General features: G+C 57.4%; 13 protein-coding genes, 1 tRNA gene and 2 pseudogenes. 8 read left to right on the top strand and 8 right to left on the bottom strand.

The genetic code is table 11. The annotated features are described in order from the left end of the window. The first annotated feature begins 323 nt into the window (after positions 1-323). Together AC07V9_RS08630 and AC07V9_RS08635 are read left to right on the top strand one after the other, a co-directional pair. Entirely contained in the window at positions 324-893 is a 570-nt protein-coding gene (locus tag AC07V9_RS08630) for a recombinase family protein (RefSeq protein WP_495015309.1), read from the top strand. Between the two features lie 297 nt (positions 894-1190). Continuing rightward, complete coding sequence (locus AC07V9_RS08635; RefSeq protein ID WP_495015310.1) at positions 1191-2018, top strand: metal-binding protein; 828 nt, start codon at positions 1191-1193, stop codon at positions 2016-2018. A 1154-nt stretch (positions 2019-3172) separates the two neighbouring features. On the opposite strand, the gene AC07V9_RS08640 is transcribed toward AC07V9_RS08635, so the two are convergent. Next, entirely contained in the window at positions 3173-3715 is a 543-nt protein-coding gene (locus tag AC07V9_RS08640; RefSeq protein ID WP_495015311.1) for a hypothetical protein, read from the bottom strand. A gap of 49 nt (positions 3716-3764) precedes the next feature. Beyond that, complete coding sequence (locus AC07V9_RS08645) at positions 3765-4043, bottom strand: hypothetical protein (RefSeq protein ID WP_495015312.1); 279 nt, start codon at positions 4041-4043, stop codon at positions 3765-3767. 569 nt (positions 4044-4612) lie between these two features. Between AC07V9_RS08645 and AC07V9_RS08650 the strand changes: the two genes are divergently transcribed. Further along, the gene (locus AC07V9_RS08650) at positions 4613-4930 is read left to right on the top strand and encodes a hypothetical protein (protein WP_495015313.1); all 318 of its coding nucleotides are present in this window, start codon (positions 4613-4615) and stop codon (positions 4928-4930) included. A 183-nt stretch (positions 4931-5113) separates the two neighbouring features. On the opposite strand, the gene AC07V9_RS08655 is transcribed toward AC07V9_RS08650, so the two are convergent. After that, positions 5114-5203, bottom strand: a tRNA-Ser gene (locus AC07V9_RS08655). Positions 5204-5367: 164 nt separating this feature from the next. Next, entirely contained in the window at positions 5368-6117 is a 750-nt protein-coding gene (locus AC07V9_RS08660; RefSeq protein WP_495015314.1) for a 3-oxoacyl-ACP reductase family protein, read from the bottom strand. A gap of 120 nt (positions 6118-6237) precedes the next feature. On the opposite strand from AC07V9_RS08660, the gene AC07V9_RS08665 reads away from it, so the two are divergent. Both AC07V9_RS08665 and AC07V9_RS08670 read left to right on the top strand, forming a co-directional pair. Continuing rightward, the gene (locus tag AC07V9_RS08665; protein WP_495015443.1) at positions 6238-7161 is read left to right on the top strand and encodes a LysR family transcriptional regulator; all 924 of its coding nucleotides are present in this window, start codon (positions 6238-6240) and stop codon (positions 7159-7161) included. Positions 7162-7173: 12 nt separating this feature from the next. Continuing rightward, positions 7174-7737: a cysteine hydrolase family protein gene (locus AC07V9_RS08670; RefSeq protein WP_495015315.1), complete on the top strand. Its 564-nt coding sequence runs from the start codon at positions 7174-7176 to the stop codon at positions 7735-7737. A gap of 172 nt (positions 7738-7909) precedes the next feature. On the opposite strand, the pseudogene AC07V9_RS08675 reads toward AC07V9_RS08670, so the two are convergent. The 3 genes and pseudogenes from AC07V9_RS08675 to AC07V9_RS08685 all read right to left on the bottom strand — a co-directional run. After that, a pseudogene (locus AC07V9_RS08675) lies at positions 7910-8476 on the bottom strand (methyl-accepting chemotaxis protein); the annotation flags it as partial. 291 nt (positions 8477-8767) lie between these two features. Beyond that, positions 8768-9847: pseudogene (locus tag AC07V9_RS08680) on the bottom strand (HAMP domain-containing protein); the annotation flags it as partial. A 270-nt stretch (positions 9848-10117) separates the two neighbouring features. After that, positions 10118-11563, bottom strand: coding sequence for a SulP family inorganic anion transporter (locus AC07V9_RS08685; RefSeq protein ID WP_495015316.1), 1446 nt, complete (start codon positions 11561-11563; stop codon positions 10118-10120). Between the two features lie 302 nt (positions 11564-11865). Here AC07V9_RS08685 and AC07V9_RS08690 point away from each other — a divergent pair, with 302 nt between their 5' ends. Beyond that, positions 11866-13074 carry an MFS transporter gene (locus AC07V9_RS08690; protein ID WP_495015317.1) on the top strand — a complete coding sequence of 403 codons (1209 nt, stop codon included), beginning with the start codon at positions 11866-11868 and terminating at the stop codon, positions 13072-13074. A gap of 9 nt (positions 13075-13083) precedes the next feature. Further along, positions 13084-14205, top strand: coding sequence for a cell division protein ZapE (gene zapE, locus AC07V9_RS08695; RefSeq protein WP_495015318.1), 1122 nt, complete (start codon positions 13084-13086; stop codon positions 14203-14205). Between the two features lie 177 nt (positions 14206-14382). Here the strand turns inward: zapE and rarD are convergent, their stop codons facing one another. Beyond that, a complete protein-coding gene (gene rarD, locus AC07V9_RS08700) occupies positions 14383-15267 on the bottom strand; it encodes an EamA family transporter RarD (RefSeq protein ID WP_495015319.1) in 885 nt (294 codons plus the stop codon). A 408-nt stretch (positions 15268-15675) separates the two neighbouring features. Here rarD and AC07V9_RS08705 point away from each other — a divergent pair, with 408 nt between their 5' ends. Next, positions 15676-16317 carry an HD domain-containing protein gene (locus AC07V9_RS08705; protein WP_495015320.1) on the top strand — a complete coding sequence of 214 codons (642 nt, stop codon included), beginning with the start codon at positions 15676-15678 and terminating at the stop codon, positions 16315-16317. Positions 16318-16488 lie beyond the last annotated feature (171 nt).

Here is a 16488-nt window from a genome sequence, read left to right on the forward strand (position 1 = left end):
GCGTACACTGGTTCTATGTAGAGATTGAAGCTCGATAGTCAGTCTGTACAGATTCCGCTACACCATCCTTCCATAATGCTCCCCAGTTGATTTCCATTCTCAGACAATCCGTGTCAGCTGAGCACGCAGGTGCGAGCAGTGAGCCGAGAGGCTAACGCTCTCAGTGGGTTACGGTCTGGTGTCGGCATGCCTTGGTGTCATCAAACGACCGTTAAGCGATACCATCCAAACCGCTGTGATACTGGTGTCATCAAATTAGGATTTACACAGTTTGTGATACTTCGTATAGTGATACCACCTTAAATGATGCCAAGGATCACCAGATGTCACGCACTTTCCTTTACTGCCGTGTTAGCACCGTCACTCAGTTCACTGAGAACCAAGTGCAGGAAGTGAAAGCCGCCGGTTTTGTTGTACAGGCCAGTCGGGTGGTAGAAGAAACCATCAGCGGTAGCACCATGGCGTGTGATCGTCCGGGTTTTCAGAAGCTGTTAGAGCGTATGGAATCCACTGATGTACTGATCGTAACCAAGCTGGACCGTCTGGGCCGTAACGCCATGGATGTGCGTCAGACAGTTGAACAGCTATCGACCATGGGTATCCGTGTTCATTGTTTGGCCCTTGGTGGTGTAGACCTCACCAGTGCAGCAGGGAAGATGACGATGCAGGTGCTGGGCGCTGTCGCTGAATTTGAGCGTGATCTGCTGATTGAACGTACACAGTCGGGTTTGAAGCGTGCGAAAGCAGAAGGTAAGAAGCTGGGGCGTCCTGAAGCAACAGGCACTACAGCCAGTGTGCAGGCATGTAAGGCTGATGGTATGAGTCAGAGTCAAACGGCAGATAAGCTACAGATCGGCATAGCCACTGTTAAGCGTCATTGGAACAAAGCTTAACCACACCCTTTAGGGACACCATTCAGAATCAATTACTGACGCCCTGTCGAGCCATCAGAAGCTTGTCGGGGCGTTCTGCTGTCTGTCGTACGGATTTGGTAGAAGTTGAGCACCTTGGTGCTGCTGCAAGCCTGCCGGGCTAAGCCCTGTCGATAATGTGCAACGGATTATGAGGTAGAAGAAATTATACGCTTTGTGGAAACCGGATTTTGAAATACGGTGGGGCAGGATTTTTTCCGCATATTGTTTTATGCTGATTTACACTAATATGCCTGCTGAACACATGGGAAGCGAATGATGGGTGACTATAGTAAGAAAATGACCGAGCGATGGAAGCATGCTAATATTTCAGAAGGGTACTGTTTGATTTGCGGTGTATACGGCAGACTTAGCTGGGATCATGTACCACCCCAAGGTAGCGTGTCGATTAGCAAGGTTGAGCAAGTACATCTGACAGAAATAATGGGGGTCGATCCGGTTCCAGTTAAAGGTATTAAGTCAACGAATGGAAGTAAGTTCAAAACTATCTGTAAGGACTGTAATAGCAAACACCTAGGCCGAAACGATGATGAGGTTGCGAGGGTATACAAGGGCTTAACAAAGCTCGTGGTCCACCATTTTAAGCATGCAAGTAATCCTTTTAACTACGTGACTATTCCGGTTGATGCTGTAAGGTTTAGTCGAGCTATGATTGGTCATATACTGTCGGCAACAACTGTCGATGAATGCAGGAATGAGCCAATAGAAACGCCGTATTTCACTCCCTTGCAGAACTTTGTAATGGGAGACGACTTTGCTCTAAACGAATCTCATGACATCTATTGCTGGTTTTATCCGCATAGGCATCATCTAAGTGCTAAGATGTTTGCATTTAGAAATCAGGGCAATATTTGCACTATTAGCGTTCTGTCATTCTTTCCTCTCGCGTTTTCCATAACCGAAAAGGGAAGGGGAATCTTTCCTTCTGGAGCCACTAAGCTCGCTCTTACAGATGATAGACTTACTGTAGACTTGTCATCAGGCCACTTTCCATATTCCGGTTTTCCATACACAGGTTTATCGGGGGATCAAATGATGGCGATGGTGAGTGCTCAAGCTATTGTTAGCTATCCTGTTAAAGATTGAGTGCAAGGTAGGTTATTTAATTTTAGTGGAAAAAGGCGCAGAGTGCGTTAGCTAATATCGTGGAATGTGCGCATGGTGGCCTGAAGGCAATTGGTACGGATGAAAGAATGGAAGCTAACCGCACTTGCTTCTCTGGTGTGTGGGGTCCGATCATCGTACGAATTTACCTATTCAGACAGTTCCCTTCGATAACTTAGCTTCTGCCGACTATCGAATAGGCAATGAACGCCGCGAACAGCACATATGATATTACACGAACTATCCAAAGTATTGTTCTTTCAGTGTCTGTGGACTCGACTGGCGAGAAAACTTTATCGGTCGTTTGAACACCGACACGATTCACATCGGCACCACAATGTTTGCATTTGACAGCTGCGTTTTGAATGATCTCCGCACAATCAGGGCATGTTCGGGAGCCTGCTAAGGCTACCTGCCTTGATTTTCCTGCATTGATCATAACCACGCCGACAAGCAGTGCTATTCCACCAAGGAGTATGTAATTCTGCCTGTCAGCGATTAATCCGATATTTTTAACTCGTCCCGATCAGTGGAAACAGAAACATCCATTCCTAACGCGAAAAGCAGTGCTCCTACTCCCAGGACCATCAGGTAAATGCCAAGCTTTCTCATAAAAATTCCCTGTCTTGTGGACTCTCAAGGCTCAATGATTGGCGCTGCGGATTGATCTGTCGCTCTCGTGGGGGTCTACGGCGACTCGACATCGTACAAATTCGTGACCTTTGCAGAGTGTTGGGAACGACCTTGCCGGAGCTCATTGCCCAATTTGAGAAAGCCTTGAGGGAATGAGTTCGCGCAGTTTTAAGGCGCTTGTTGTTGGATACTGCGACCGATGGTGACGTAGCCAAGCTTGATCATTGCGGGCGTTGTCATCTTTGGCGATCACGGCCCCCTAATCGAACGCTCAAGCGGCATCACCACACTCCCGCTAATAACCGGATGTGGCAAGGGGTCGGGTTAGTTCTAAATCATTGAGCGTCCTATCGAGGCCGAGAGTTGCCTGCTAAATGATGCGGGTAGAGCTGACGATTACGTCTGTATTGTTTCCATACGAGAGTAAAAGCGTTCGACGACTCGCAACTGCTTTTCGGGAGCGAGAGCGATTCCAGCACATCGGGATGGGAGCCCAGCGGGGATTAGCCGCTGAATGCTTGCCACAGTTGGTATCCGAAGCCTCCGAGAAGGAGGGCACCAGCGCCCAGGCCAGTTAGCAAGGTAGGAACGAGAAAGCACAGCCAAACGCGGTGAGTCTTGACGCTAAACAATTGGTTCGCCGCATCCCATAATTCAAGGTGTCTGTTCTTCACTTTCGGGTCAGTGAGGAGGGTGTTCGTCTTCCTGAGATGAATATTCGTCCATACCATCTTCACGATTTCCCAACCTATGAAGAGGATAAGGGAGGCAATCGCGAGTAACCCGGTCAATGCATAGACCTTGCCCGGTAATCGATTGTTCAGCGTGGTCCAGAATCCGAAAAAACCCGCATACCCCGCCACAAGGATGAGGTTTGTGTAACTGGACGCATGATTCATCTGCTTCTCGTTGAGTTGCATCAGCAATCCGATAGCCTTGTCTTGCTCGCTCGCCTCCTGAAATGCTTTGATCTTCTGCACCTCATCGCTCAGCGTGTTAACCGCATTCGTAACTTCCTCATGCCACTGCTCAGGGGGGATACGCATCACATCGTCCTCGGCTCAAGAAAAGCCCCGCTTCCGGGGCTCTCATGCATCAGTGCAGCGTGCGTCCGTTCAAGTGCGTCTCAAGCCAGTCGTTCACATCTGAGTCTCCGTGCCCGACCGTCGATTGGATTTCCGATACATACAAGCTTTCATCGTGCTCAATATACGGTTTGAGACGCTTGAAGATTTCCTTCGGTGTGCAGTCAGTACGTATTGCGTAGACAGCTGGCGTGAGTCGCGTTGCCGCGAATTTGTATATTTCAGCAATCAAGCGTTGGCGTTTGGTGCCCAGTTTGCCTGCGTTACAGGCGATTAGCAGTGTAGCCATGAGGATATCCCCGTTGCGGCGTGTTGTGAGCCAGCCGTCAGGGTCATTGATCAAATCGTGATTACCTGTTGCTAATCACTTTCACATTTGGCTCAATGAATGCCCGTCAGAGCTGACGATTCGTTTCGGTTTTCGGTTCTGGATTGGTGCGGATGGACACGGTTAAGTTTGGCGACCGTCATCGTGTTCATTCGCAAGCTTCTCCTTCCCTCTGCCTCTTTCAAGGCCCGAGCACCGCACCTCAGACCCCATATGTAGGGTTCCTCGCTGCGATGAGGTACAAGATAATGCGACTACAAAACGAATTGCAACGTCTGGCCTGTGGATAACCCTGTGTATAATTGTGTGGGAATAGGGGAAATCGCGCGCAGGCCGCATAGTTACTGAGATGGGCCGCTAATCACTGTTTTTTCCGCCCCGAACAAATTGCCCTCAGCAGCTTGGCGAGGATTTTACCGTCAGGCGTACGGGTTTCATAAACGTTTGGTATTAGGTGGCCGATTCGCCCGCATGGTCAAACAAAGGTGCTAACCCGCCGGGGATTTTGAGTCAGGTGATGAGGCGAGGAAATGAAAACGGGTAAAAATGTGAGCGGGGCGTGTGATTCCAAATGGCTATCGTGCGGTGGTAGCATAAAGGCACTACAAATCGCATGGAAAGGCGTTATGGCTCACGAAGTAAAAATCAACCTTCAATCAAAATTGGTGCAGCACCAAGATGTGGAGATTGAAGTGAAAAAGGATGGCGGTAAGCTTGGTACCATTTTGATCAGCAAGGGCAATATTGAATGGGTACCTTCCGGGAACCACGTTAATAAGCATCACCTCACGTGGACACAGTTCGCCGGGTTGATGGAAGAGCATGGTAAACAGCGCAAGATAAAATAACACGAGCACGCAGACAGCCCCTCATTGGGGCTTTCTTTTTGGTCAGCAAAAAACGCTTTGCCGCAGAGCGGTCCTCGGGACAGGTTCAGCTGCCGTGACCGAGATTTGAGTGGTACAAGTGAGTAGTACAACTGAAAAAGAAAAAGCCCCGTAACTCATTGAATTACAGGGCTTTTCAGAATTTGGCGGTGAAGGAGAGATTCGAACTCTCGATACAATTTCTTGTATACACACTTTCCAGGCGTGCTCCTTAAGCCACTCGGACACTTCACCGTAGCTCTTCAGACGTTCAGTCTGTCGAGGCGCGCTAATGTAGTCGAAGTCTCTTTCGAAGGCAAAGCTTTTTTTCAGATTTTTCATGCGCTTAAGCAAAAAGCGCAAAGCCCCGGCGTCTTTTCAGAGCCGGGGCCTTTTGTTACGGGGCCGAGGCGAGGGGATCAGGCGCCGAAGCCGCCGTCGATGGTCAGGCTGGAGCCAGTGACGTAACCCGCTTCAGGGCCGGCCAGGTAGGCGACCATGGCCGCGATTTCTTCGGACTTGCCGTAGCGCGGCACGGCCATGAGGCCCAGCAGGGTTTCGGCAAAGTCGCTGTTGGCCGGGTTCATGTCGGTGTCGACCGGCCCTGGCTGCACGTTGTTGACGGTGATGCCACGTGGGCCCAGGTCGCGGGCCAGGCCTTTGGTCAGGCCCACCAGTGCCGATTTGCTCATGGCGTACACGCCACCACCGGCGAAGGGCATGCGGTCGGCGTTGGTGCTGCCGATGTTGATGATGCGACCGCCTTCCTTCATATGAACGGCCGCGGCCTGGGTCGCGATGAACACGCTGCGCACGTTGATGGCCAGGGTCCGGTCGAAATCTTCCAGTTTGAACTCTTCCAGCGGGGCGATGGCCAGCACGCCAGCGTTGTTGACCAGAATGTCCAGGCCGCCGAACGCTTTGACGGTGCTGTCGACGGCGCCACGGATGTCCTGTTCGCTGGCGCTGTCGGCCTTGATCGCCAAGGCCTTGCCGCCGGCAGTGGTGATGCTGTCCTGCAGGGCACGGGCCTTGTCTTCGGAGCTGACGAAGGTGAACGCTACCGCTGCGCCTTGTTCGGCCAGACGTTTGACGATAGCGGCGCCGATGCCGCGAGAGCCGCCTTGAACCAGTGCTACTTGACCGGTGAGGTTGGTTGGGTGAGTCATGTCGATCTCCTGTAACCATTGAGCAGTGAGTGGATGGGCATCAGTATCTGTCGCGGATTAGGTTCACGGTAGCGGGTAATCGCTATAGTCTGTGTAAACCAAAAGTTTTGAATGAGTGCGATGGAAAACTTCAGCAGTATCGAGTGCTTTGTTCGCAGCGCCGAGGTCGGCAGCTTCGCGGAAGCCGCGCGGCGCCTGAGCCTGACACCCGCAGCCGTGGGCAAGAGTGTCGCCAAACTGGAGGCCCGGCTCGGCGTGCGGCTGTTCCAGCGTAGTACGCGTCGGCTGACTTTGACGGAAGCCGGGCAACGATTTCTCGGCGAGGTGGGCGCCAGCTTCAACACCATCCAGAACGCGGTGGCCAATCTGGCCAGTGCCGAGGGCAGCCCGGCGGGGACGTTGAAGGTCAGTGTCGGGACGATCTTCGGCTGTTTATACGTAGTGCCCCTGCTGGGCGAGTTTCTGCGGCGCTACCCGGCGATCACCCCCGATTGGCATTTCGATAACCGTCAGGTGGACTTGATCGGGCAGGGCTTCGATGCGGCCATCGGCGGCGGTTTCGACCTGCCTCAAGGCGTCGTTGCGCGTAAGTTGGCCCCGGCCCATCGCGTGCTGGTGGCGTCACCTGACTGGCTCAAGGCTCACGCCGAGGTCAAGCACCCCGATGATTTGAGCGAGTGCGACGGCATCCTGATCCGCTCACCCCAGACCGGGCGCATTCGCTCCTGGCCCCTCACTCACCGCAATCAGGAGCAGACCCCGCTGCGCCTGAAGGTGCGCATGACCATGAGCGACTCACAAGCCGCCTGTCTGGCTGCAGAGCAGGGACTGGGCGTGGCGCTGGTGAGCATGCCCTTCGCCGTGCCGTACCTGCGCAGCGGGGCGTTGCAGCGGGTGCTACCTGATTGGTACGTCGAGGACGGCCACGTGTGCATCTATTACAGTGAGCACAAATTATTGCCCGGCAAGACCCGGGCGTTCGTCGATTTCATCATCGAGCAGTTTGCCGTACAGCAGTGGGCGCGGCATTTCAGCGCCATTTGAGCAGAGAACATCATGGACATTTCCCGCAAGGCCGCGCTGGTCATCATCGACATGCAAGACGGCATCAATCACCCTAAACTGGGGCGCCGCAACAACCCCGACGCCGAGCAGCATATGCTCGCGCTGCTTGCGGCCTGGCGTGACACCGGCCGTACGGTGATTCACGTCAGGCATTTTTCCCGGTCACCGGATTCGGTGTTCTGGCCCGGGCAGCCCGGGGTCGAATTTCAGTCCGCATTTCTGCCATGGGAGGGGGAAGGGGAGCTGCATAAACAGGTGCCGGACGCGTTCTGTCATTCGGCTCTGGAAGGTTGGCTACGGGCGGACGGGATCAACCAGGTGGTGATCGTCGGCGTGGTGACCAACAACTCGGTTGAGTCCACGGCCCGCACGGGAGGCAATCTGGGGTTCGAGGTGATCGTGCCTCATGACGCCTGTTACACCTTTGATGGCGCCGATTTTTTTGGCAATGCGCGCCGTGCCGAGGAGATCCACGGGATGTCGTTGGGGAACCTGCACGGGGAATATGCGCAGGTGGTCGGCACTGAGTACATTCTGCGAGGGCTTTGGGGATAAACCCTTTCCCTCGCAGCTCCGCAGACCTGTAGGAGACGTCGGAGGTTACGACGGCAGCGAACGCAGGGTGTCAGTCAGAGGTGAATTTTCTGATCCGCTGCTTTCGCCACGGTCGCACAGCTCCGGTAGCTCCCACAGGATTTGTGTTCCTGCGATGAATGGGTGTAAAGCCTTACAACCTGAACCGCGCCATTTGCGCTGCGAGGTGCTCTGCCTTCTGCGACAGTTTCTGGCAGTCCTCACGGCAGGTCTTCACGTCGCTGACGGTGGACTGCGCCAGGTCCGCAATACCCTGCACGTTGCGGTTGATCTCTTCCGTCACCGTGCTTTGTTCCTCCGTGGCCGCCGCGACCTGGTGGTTGCGATCGGTCAGCTCCTCCACATGGCCGGCGATGGCGTCGAGCGAATGACCTGTACGGCGACTGGCTTCAACCCCCGTGCCTGTCGCCGCCTGGCCTGCACGCATCGAGGTCACGGCCTCGTCGGCGCCGCTTTTCAGCTCGCCCATCATCTGCTGGATCTCTGACGTCGCGCTCTGAGTGCGACCGGCCAGGGTGCGCACTTCATCGGCGACCACCGCAAACCCACGGCCCATTTCCCCGGCGCGAGCCGCTTCGATGGCGGCGTTCAGGGCCAGCAGGTTGGTCTGCTCGGAAATGCTGCGAATCACGCTCAGCACCTGATCGATGGTCGAGATTTGCGTGGCCAGGTTTTCCACCGCGCCTGCGGCCATGCCTACGCCGTCGGACATGCTTTGAATGTGGTTGAGGGATTCGCCGACCACGCGTTTGGCTGACACTGCTTCCTGATGAGTATTACGCGACACGTCGGCAGCAGCGCCGGCATTGCGGGCGATTTCCTGCACGGTCAGGCCCATTTCATGCACCGCCGTGGCGACCATGTCAGTCATTTGCTGTTGCTTGAGCGCACGGGTCGAGGTGCTGTCGACCACCCGCGCCACGTCCACCACGCTGTGGCGCAGTTGTTCGCTGGTCTGCAGCACGTCGCCGATCAACAAGCGCAGACTTTCGATAAAACGGTTGAAACCCCGGGCCAGGTCGCCCAGTTCGTTGGCGCGGCTGTCGTCCAGACGGCGAGTCAGGTCACCCTGGCCGCCGCCGATGTCCACCAGCGCGGTCGTCACTTGCTGAATCGGTCGCACGATGCCCCGCGCAATCCAGGCGACAAAACCGAGGAAGCACAGCACAACGGCGAGGCTGATCGCCGAAATCGTGGTCAGGGCTTCTTTCGCCGGGCCGTAGACTTCCGCCAGAGGCACTTCGCTGACCAGCGTCCAGCCCAGCGATGAAACCGGTTTGGCCACCGCCACATAGGGCTTGCCGTTGCGTTCGAACTCCAGCGCCTGACCGTTGCCGTTCTGGCTGAGCAGGGTGCGGGAAGCGGCATCGCCCACCAGTTGCGTCAGGGATTCGCTGTCGTTGAAGTCGGCGTTCGGGTGCACTTTGACCTTGCCGTCGGGGCTGACCAGATACACCTGGCCCTCCTTGCCGAAGTGGAAATCACGCACCATCTGCGATAGCGCGCTCATGCTGAAGCCCAGCCCCGCAACCCCCACCACGGTGCCGTTGTGCGCGATGCGCTGGTTAATGAACAGCGTCGGCACCTTGGTCGTGGCGTCGATATCGATGTCCAGTGAGCGCTGTTTGTTGCTGTCGAGAAAACCGTAGAACCAGCCGTTCTCGGCCGGGCCCCGCTGCAACGTGCGGTCGGCGCCCTTGTTGGTGATGTAGTGGCCGCTGTCCTTGGCGACGATAAAGGTGGTCAGGGCGTTGTGCTGCTCCTTGATCCTGGCCAGGTAGCGGATAAAGGACGCCTGTTGGGCAGGGTCTTCGCCATTGCCGAGCCATTCGGAGACCAGCGTGTTGTCGGCAATGTCGCTGGCGGCTGTCAGAGGCGCCGCCAACAGGCGCTCAAGGTCGTTGCGTATCGCTTCGACGCTGGCCGGCATCGCCTGTTGCAACAGGTAGCGGTCGGTCAGTTTGTTCAGCGCAAAGGCGTAAATGCCGATGACGATCAGGCTGCTGATCACCAGCGCAGCCCCCATGCTCAGGGTCAATTGCCACTGAATACTCTTTCGCCAGACAGGCATAGAAATCTCCGCAATACACGCGCACAACCACGATGGAACAGTGCCAGTAACTGCGCCCGAGCAATAAGTGGGCCACTAACTTGATCGAGCGGTCAGGATGGCGAGTAAGAAATGGCTGTAAGCCTTTGAAAAGCAGGTGCCGATCCGTTCGGCGGATCGTCTGAAGAACGCCTCAGCTGATAATTGTGTACAAATGGTGAGTATTTTTGGGACAAAAAACTGACACATGCCCAGGGGTGGTGCGCGACCACTGTGCATCTTTAACGCAGATCAGGCGTGCTGCACACCGGCGCGCTTGAGCAGCTTCTTGCAGCGCTCGGACAGGTGCACCACGCGCAGGTGCTTGCCGGCTTTCTCGTAGCGCTCGCGCAAGGTCATCAGCGCGGCGATCGCCGAATAGTCGACGAAGCGCAGATGACGGCAATCCAGGGTGGTAACGGCGGGGTCTTTGGCCGGGTCGAACTGGCTGAGAAAGGTCGTGGTCGAGGCGAAGAACAGGGTGCCGTGCAGCTGATACAGCTTGCTACCATCGGGCTCAAGGTGGCTGTCAGCGTACAGCTCGCGGGCCTGCTGCCAGGCAAAGTTCAGCGCGGCGATGAGGATGCCGAACAGCACGGCAGTGGCCAGATCGGTGAGCACGGTGACGATGGTCACGGCGATGATGGCCAGCACGTCGTTCAGCGGCACTTTACGCAGCACCCGTAGCGAGGCCCAGGCGAAGGTCTGCTGCGACACCACGAACATCACCCCCACCAGCGCCGCCAGCGGAATGCGCTCGATCAGCGGCGACAGAAACAGCACGAACATCAGGATCATCACCCCGGCGACGATGCCCGACAGACGCCCTCGGCCTCCTGAGCTGAGGTTGATCACGGTCTGGCCGATCATCGCGCAACCGCCCATGCCGCCACACACGCCCGAGGTAATGTTGGCCACACCCAGCGCCACACATTCGCGATCCGGGTAGCCGCGGCTTTCGGTGATTTCGTCGGTGAGGTTGAGGGTCAGCAGGGTTTCCAGCAGGCCGACCAGCGCCATGAGGATGGCGTACGGCGCGATGATGCCCAGGGTTTCGAGGTTCCACGGCACGTCCGGCAGGGCGAGGCTTGGCAGGCCGCCGGCGATGTGGGCCATGTCGCCGAGGGTGCGGGTCGGCAGGTCGAAGATGTAAACCAGAAGGCCAACGCCGAGGATCGCGACAAGGGCAGGAGGCACCGAACGGGTCAGGCGCGGCAGCAGGTAGACGACCGCCATGGTCAGCGCGACGAGGCCGAGCATCAGATACAACGGCGTGCCGCTGAGCCAGTGTTCACCGCTCTTGAAGTGTTCCAGCTGGGCCATGGCGATGACGATGGCCAAGCCGTTGACGAAGCCGAGCATCACCGGATACGGCACCATCCGCACCAGTTTGCCCAGGCGCAGCAGGCCGAACGCGATCATCACTAGCCCGCCGAGCAACACCGTCGCCAACAGGTATTGCACGCCGTGCTGCACCACCAGCGCGACAATCACCACGGCCATCGAGCCTGCTGCGCCCGACACCATGCCTGGCCGACCGCCGAACAGGGCGGTGAGGGTGCAAATGATGAAGGCGCCGTACAGGCCCATCAGCGGGTTGAGGTGAGCGACCAGGGCAAAGGCGATGCACTCGGGAACGAGGGCGAACGAGGTGGTGAGTCCGGCGAGGACGTCGGCACGCAGGCGGGCGGGTTTCATGGGGTACCTGAAGGACGGGGGATGCAAAGGGTGTGGATGTTACGGAATGTGAGCCAAACGGGCCAGCCAGACGGTGATCCCGAGCCGAGCGATGAACCTGTGGGAGCGAATTCATTCGCGAGACGGTTTTACATTCGACGCACATGTGTCGGGTATACCCGCCTCTCGCGAATGAATTCGCTCCCACAGGGCTTCATCCGATATGAAGGGCAAATGAATTTATCTCAGTGTGCAGTCATGCGCGATTGTGTAACGATGCTGGGCTTGAATGATGACTGCTCATTGCCAAGGACAGCACCCCGATGCTCGCCGCGCTCAGACATTACCCTGCTTCAGTCAATCTCCTGCTGTCGTCGTCGCTGTTTCTGACGCTGGGCCGGGCGATCACCTTGCCGTATCTGGTGATTTATCTGTCCTCCAACTTCACGCTGGGCATCAGCGACATCGGCATGATAGTCGGCAGCGCGCTGATCGTCGGCTCCTTGCTGAGCCTGTACGGCGGCTACCTCACCGACAAACTGTCGAGCTACAGGCTGATCCTGTGTTTCACCGGATTCTTCTTCGTCGGTTTCATCGGCATGTGCCTGACGGGTCGGTTGTGGCTGTTCTTTCTGTTTCTGGTGTCGTTCAACTTCGCCTATTCGGTGATCGATATCGTGGTCAAGGCCGCGTTCGGCAAGCTGCTGCCAGTGGCCGAGCAGAGCAAGGTTTTTTCGGTGCGCTACACGTTGATCAACATCGGCTATGCAGTCGGGCCGTTCATTGGCGCGGGGCTCGCGCACTGGAACATGAAGCTGCCGTTCCTGGTGTCGGCGGCGCTGGGGCTGGGCTTTTTCGTGGTCTATTCGATCTACGGCGACCGTAAATTGAGTTCGGCGGACCCGGCGAATGCGCCGGTGTCGTTTCTTGCAGTGGGGCGGATTCTGCTCAAGGACTATCGGCTGGTCTGCTTTACCCTGGGCGGTGTGCTCAGCGCCGTGGTGTTCGGCCAGTTCACGGCCTACATCTCCCAGTACCTGGTGACCACCAGCACCCCGGAATTCACCTATCAGGTCATCAGTTCGGTGGTCGCCGTCAACGCGGCGGTGGTGATATGCCTGCAATATTTCGTCGGCAAACATATCAGCCATCAGCACCTCAATCAGTGGCTCACGGCCGGTTTCAGCCTGTTCCTGATGGGCGTGGTGGGCTTCGCGATCTCGAGCACGGTGCTGCATTGGGCACTGGCTGTGGCGGTGTTCACCTTGGGCGAGATCATCGTCTTCCCTGCCGAGTATATGTTCATCGACCGCATCGCGCCGACCCATCTGCGCGGCATGTATTACGGCGCGCAGAACCTGTCCAACCTCGGTGGTGCGCTGGGGCCGGTGTTGTGCGGTTTTGCCCTGGCCTCGCAGCCACCGGCGTTCATGTTCTATATGCTGGCGGGCTTTATCGTGGCAGGCGGCTGTTTCTATCTGTTGGGGGCTTCGTACTCCAAGCGCCACGAACAACCTTCCAACCCCCGGTGATCCGTTTCGATGAGTGCGCTTTCTCCACTGGATGCCTGGCAACAGGCGGTCGACACACAAGGTTTTCAGCCAGACGCCGCCCAGCGCGACGCCGCGCAGCAATTGCAGGCCTGCTGGCAGGCACTGCGTGACGGCAAGCGGCATGCCGGGCTCAAGGGCGTCTACCTGTGGGGGCCGGTGGGGCGGGGCAAGACCTGGCTCATGGACCGGTTTTTTGAGGGCCTGCAGATCCCGGCGCGGCGTCAGCATTTTCATCACTTCATGCGTTGGGTGCATCAGCGCCTGTTTCAACTGACCGGCGTCCCCAAGCCTCTTGAGGTGCTGGCCCACGAACTGGGTCAGGAAGTGCGCGTGCTGTGTTTCGACGAGCTGTTCGTCAACGACATCGGCGACGCGGTGATCCTCGGCGGCCTGCTGCGGGCGATGTTCGAGGAGGGCGTGGTGCTGGTCTGCACCTCCAACCAGTTGCCCGAGCAGCTGTATTCCACGGGGCACAACCGCGAGCGTTTTGTCCCTGCGATCACCGCGATCAACCACTACATGAACGTGGTGTCGGTGGACGGCGGCGAAGATCATCGTCTGCATCCCGGTCAGGCGCAGCAACGTTATTGGGTCACCCCAGACAAAGGTCCGAGCGCGCTGGTAGACGTGTTCGAAGCCCTGAGCAGTGGCGAGCTGGTGTCGATCCGGCCGGTGCCGTTGGGGCGTCGGCATCTGCCGGTGGTGCGGTGCAGCAAGACCGTCGTCTGGTGCCGCTACAAGGACCTGTGCGAGCAGCCGCTGGCAGCAATGGACTTCATCGAATTGTGCGATCGCTATCGGGCGGTGTTGCTCAGTGAAGTGCCGGCCCTGAGCGCGCCCCAGCGTGAAGGCCGCATTGCGCGAGGCACCGAGGATGGCGTGGAGCAAGTGGTGGCGGGGGATCGTGAACTGCCGCAGTTGTCACCTTACGATGACGGCGTGCGACGCTTCATTGCGCTGGTGGACGAGTGCTACGACCGCAAGGTGCCGCTGTATGTCGAAGCGGCGATGCCCATGCAGGATCTGTACACCGAGGGTTACCTGGCGTTTGCCTTTCGCCGCACATTGAGTCGTTTGCAGGAGATGCAGCTGGCGCGGTTTGGGCACTGAGGGGGGCTCATCCTGGGCGCGGTGGAACCCTGTGGGAGCGAATTCATTCGCGATGCGGATGATCAAACGATACATCTCTGTCGGCTTTACCAAACCCATCGCGAATGAATTCGCTCCCACAGGGAGGTCTGCGTCCGCCTCGAAACAGGCTCACCCACGGTTGAACCGCTTCAGCCATCAGGCGTTATTACGCCGCCGCTGCGCCAACACATGCTTGGCGCCTTCGGCCACCAGCACCATGACCCCCAGCCAGATCGGCAGGTAGGTCATCCACTCGTCCCGGCCGATGCTTTCACCCAACAGCAGCGCCACGCCCACCAGCAACACCGGCTCGACATAGCTCAACAGCCCGAACACGCTGAACGCCAGCAGGCGGCTGGCAAGGATGTAGCTGACCAATGCCAGCGCGCTGATCGCCCCCAGCACCGGGATCAGCAGATAGAAGCGCGGGTAGGTTTCGACGACGCTCGGGTTGCCCTTGCAGATGAACAGCACCGCCACCGGCAGGATCATCAGCATGTCCCACCACAGGCCGCCCAGATTGTCGGTCTTGAGCCTGCGCCGCAGGATGAAATACAGCGGATAGCCTAGGCACACCACCAGGGTTTCCCAGGAAAACGACCCCAGGCGCAGCAGTTCGTTGCCTACGCCGACCATGGCGCAGCAGGCAGCGGTTTTCTGCAGGTGAGACAGTTGCTCGCCATAGACCACGCGCCCGGTGAGGATCATGGTCAGCGGCAGCAGGAAGTAACCCAGCGACACCTCCAGACTGCGCCCATGCAGCGGCGCCCACAGAAACAGCCACAACTGCACGCCCATCAGCGACGCCGACAGGGCAATCGCTCCCAGCAACGCTGGCGTCTGGCGCACCCGCGCGCCCAGTGCCCGAACCAGCTTCCAGTCCCCGCTCGACAACATGAAGATCGTCACGCAGGGCAGGGTCAGCAGCATGCGCCAGCCGAATATTTCTTCTCCACTCAAAGGTTTCAGCAATGAGGTGTAGTAGTACATGACCGCGAAGAGGCAGGAGGCCATGACCGATAACGCAACACCCTTGTACACAGGGGCTCCTTGGTTCGGTTCAATTGATAGGTTTGCAATTGCCTTCTGATGCCTGACTCTGACGGCCCGCTTGCAGGAAGCGCGCGAAGTTTAGCGCAAGCGCCAGCGGCCGTTCGCTCGCATTCTGGTAAACCCCAGATGGGCTGGCAGTAAACGATGCACGTTTGGCAGAGAACGAAACCGTGCGCCGATTGAGGCAGAAATGCCGGTCCCTCAGACTTGTCCTCAACGCGCCACACCGGCGCGACAGGCAGCGTGAAAACTACTGCACCCGTTAATACAGCGTTAAAAACAGGCGAAAAATGCTCATTTAGAAACCCTGAACTCCGCTTTTTCGCCTGTTTTTGTCTCGTCTTACCTTCGCTCGCTACGTTTTCACACCGCCTGACCCACTTGAGGAATAACGCCATGACCCAAGAAATCGCCGGTATCAAAATCCCTGACAGCGCCCTGGCTCGCGCCACCACCGACTACATTCGTGACGAAGAAGACGATCTGCTCTTCAACCACTCGCGCCGTGTATTCCTCTGGGGCGCGTTGACTGGCGAGCGCAAAGGCCTGAAGTACGACGCCGAGCAGCTTTACGTCGGCGCGATGTTCCACGACCTGGGCCTGGTGAAAAAACACAGCAGCCCGGACCTGCGCTTCGAAGTCGACGGCGCCAATGCGGCCCGCGCTTTCGCCAAGCCGTTCGGGTTGTCCGAAGGCGATCTCGAACAGGTCTGGCTGTCCATTGCCCTGCACACCACGCCAGGCGTGCCCGAGCATCTGCGCCCGAATGTGGCATTGGTGACCGCAGGCGTTGAAATGGACGTGCTGGGCATCAACTACGAGCAGTTCAGCGACCAACAGCGCGAAGTCGTGACTCACGCCCACCCCCGTGGTGAAGCGTTCAAAGAGTGCATCCTGTGCGCCTTCGCCAACGGCTTTCGCGACAAGCCCGACACCACCTTCGGCACTGTGAACGCCGATGTGCTGGTGGACGAAAATCCGAAATTCAAGCCGATGAATTTTGTCGAGATCATTCGCAAGTCGCCTTGGAAGGCGTGATTCAGGGTTCTCCCACGGGTATGGCGGCGTGACGAAACATTGCGCTTCACGCCGTACCTGTAGGAGCTGCAGGAGCTGTGCGACAGCCGCGAATGCGGTGTGCCAGACGACTCATCTGCAGCTGACCCGCCGCATTCGCTGTCGTCGTAACCTCCGACGTCTCCCACGAGT

The sequence above is a fragment of the Pseudomonas sp. GW821-FHT02A11 genome (assembly GCF_059421985.1).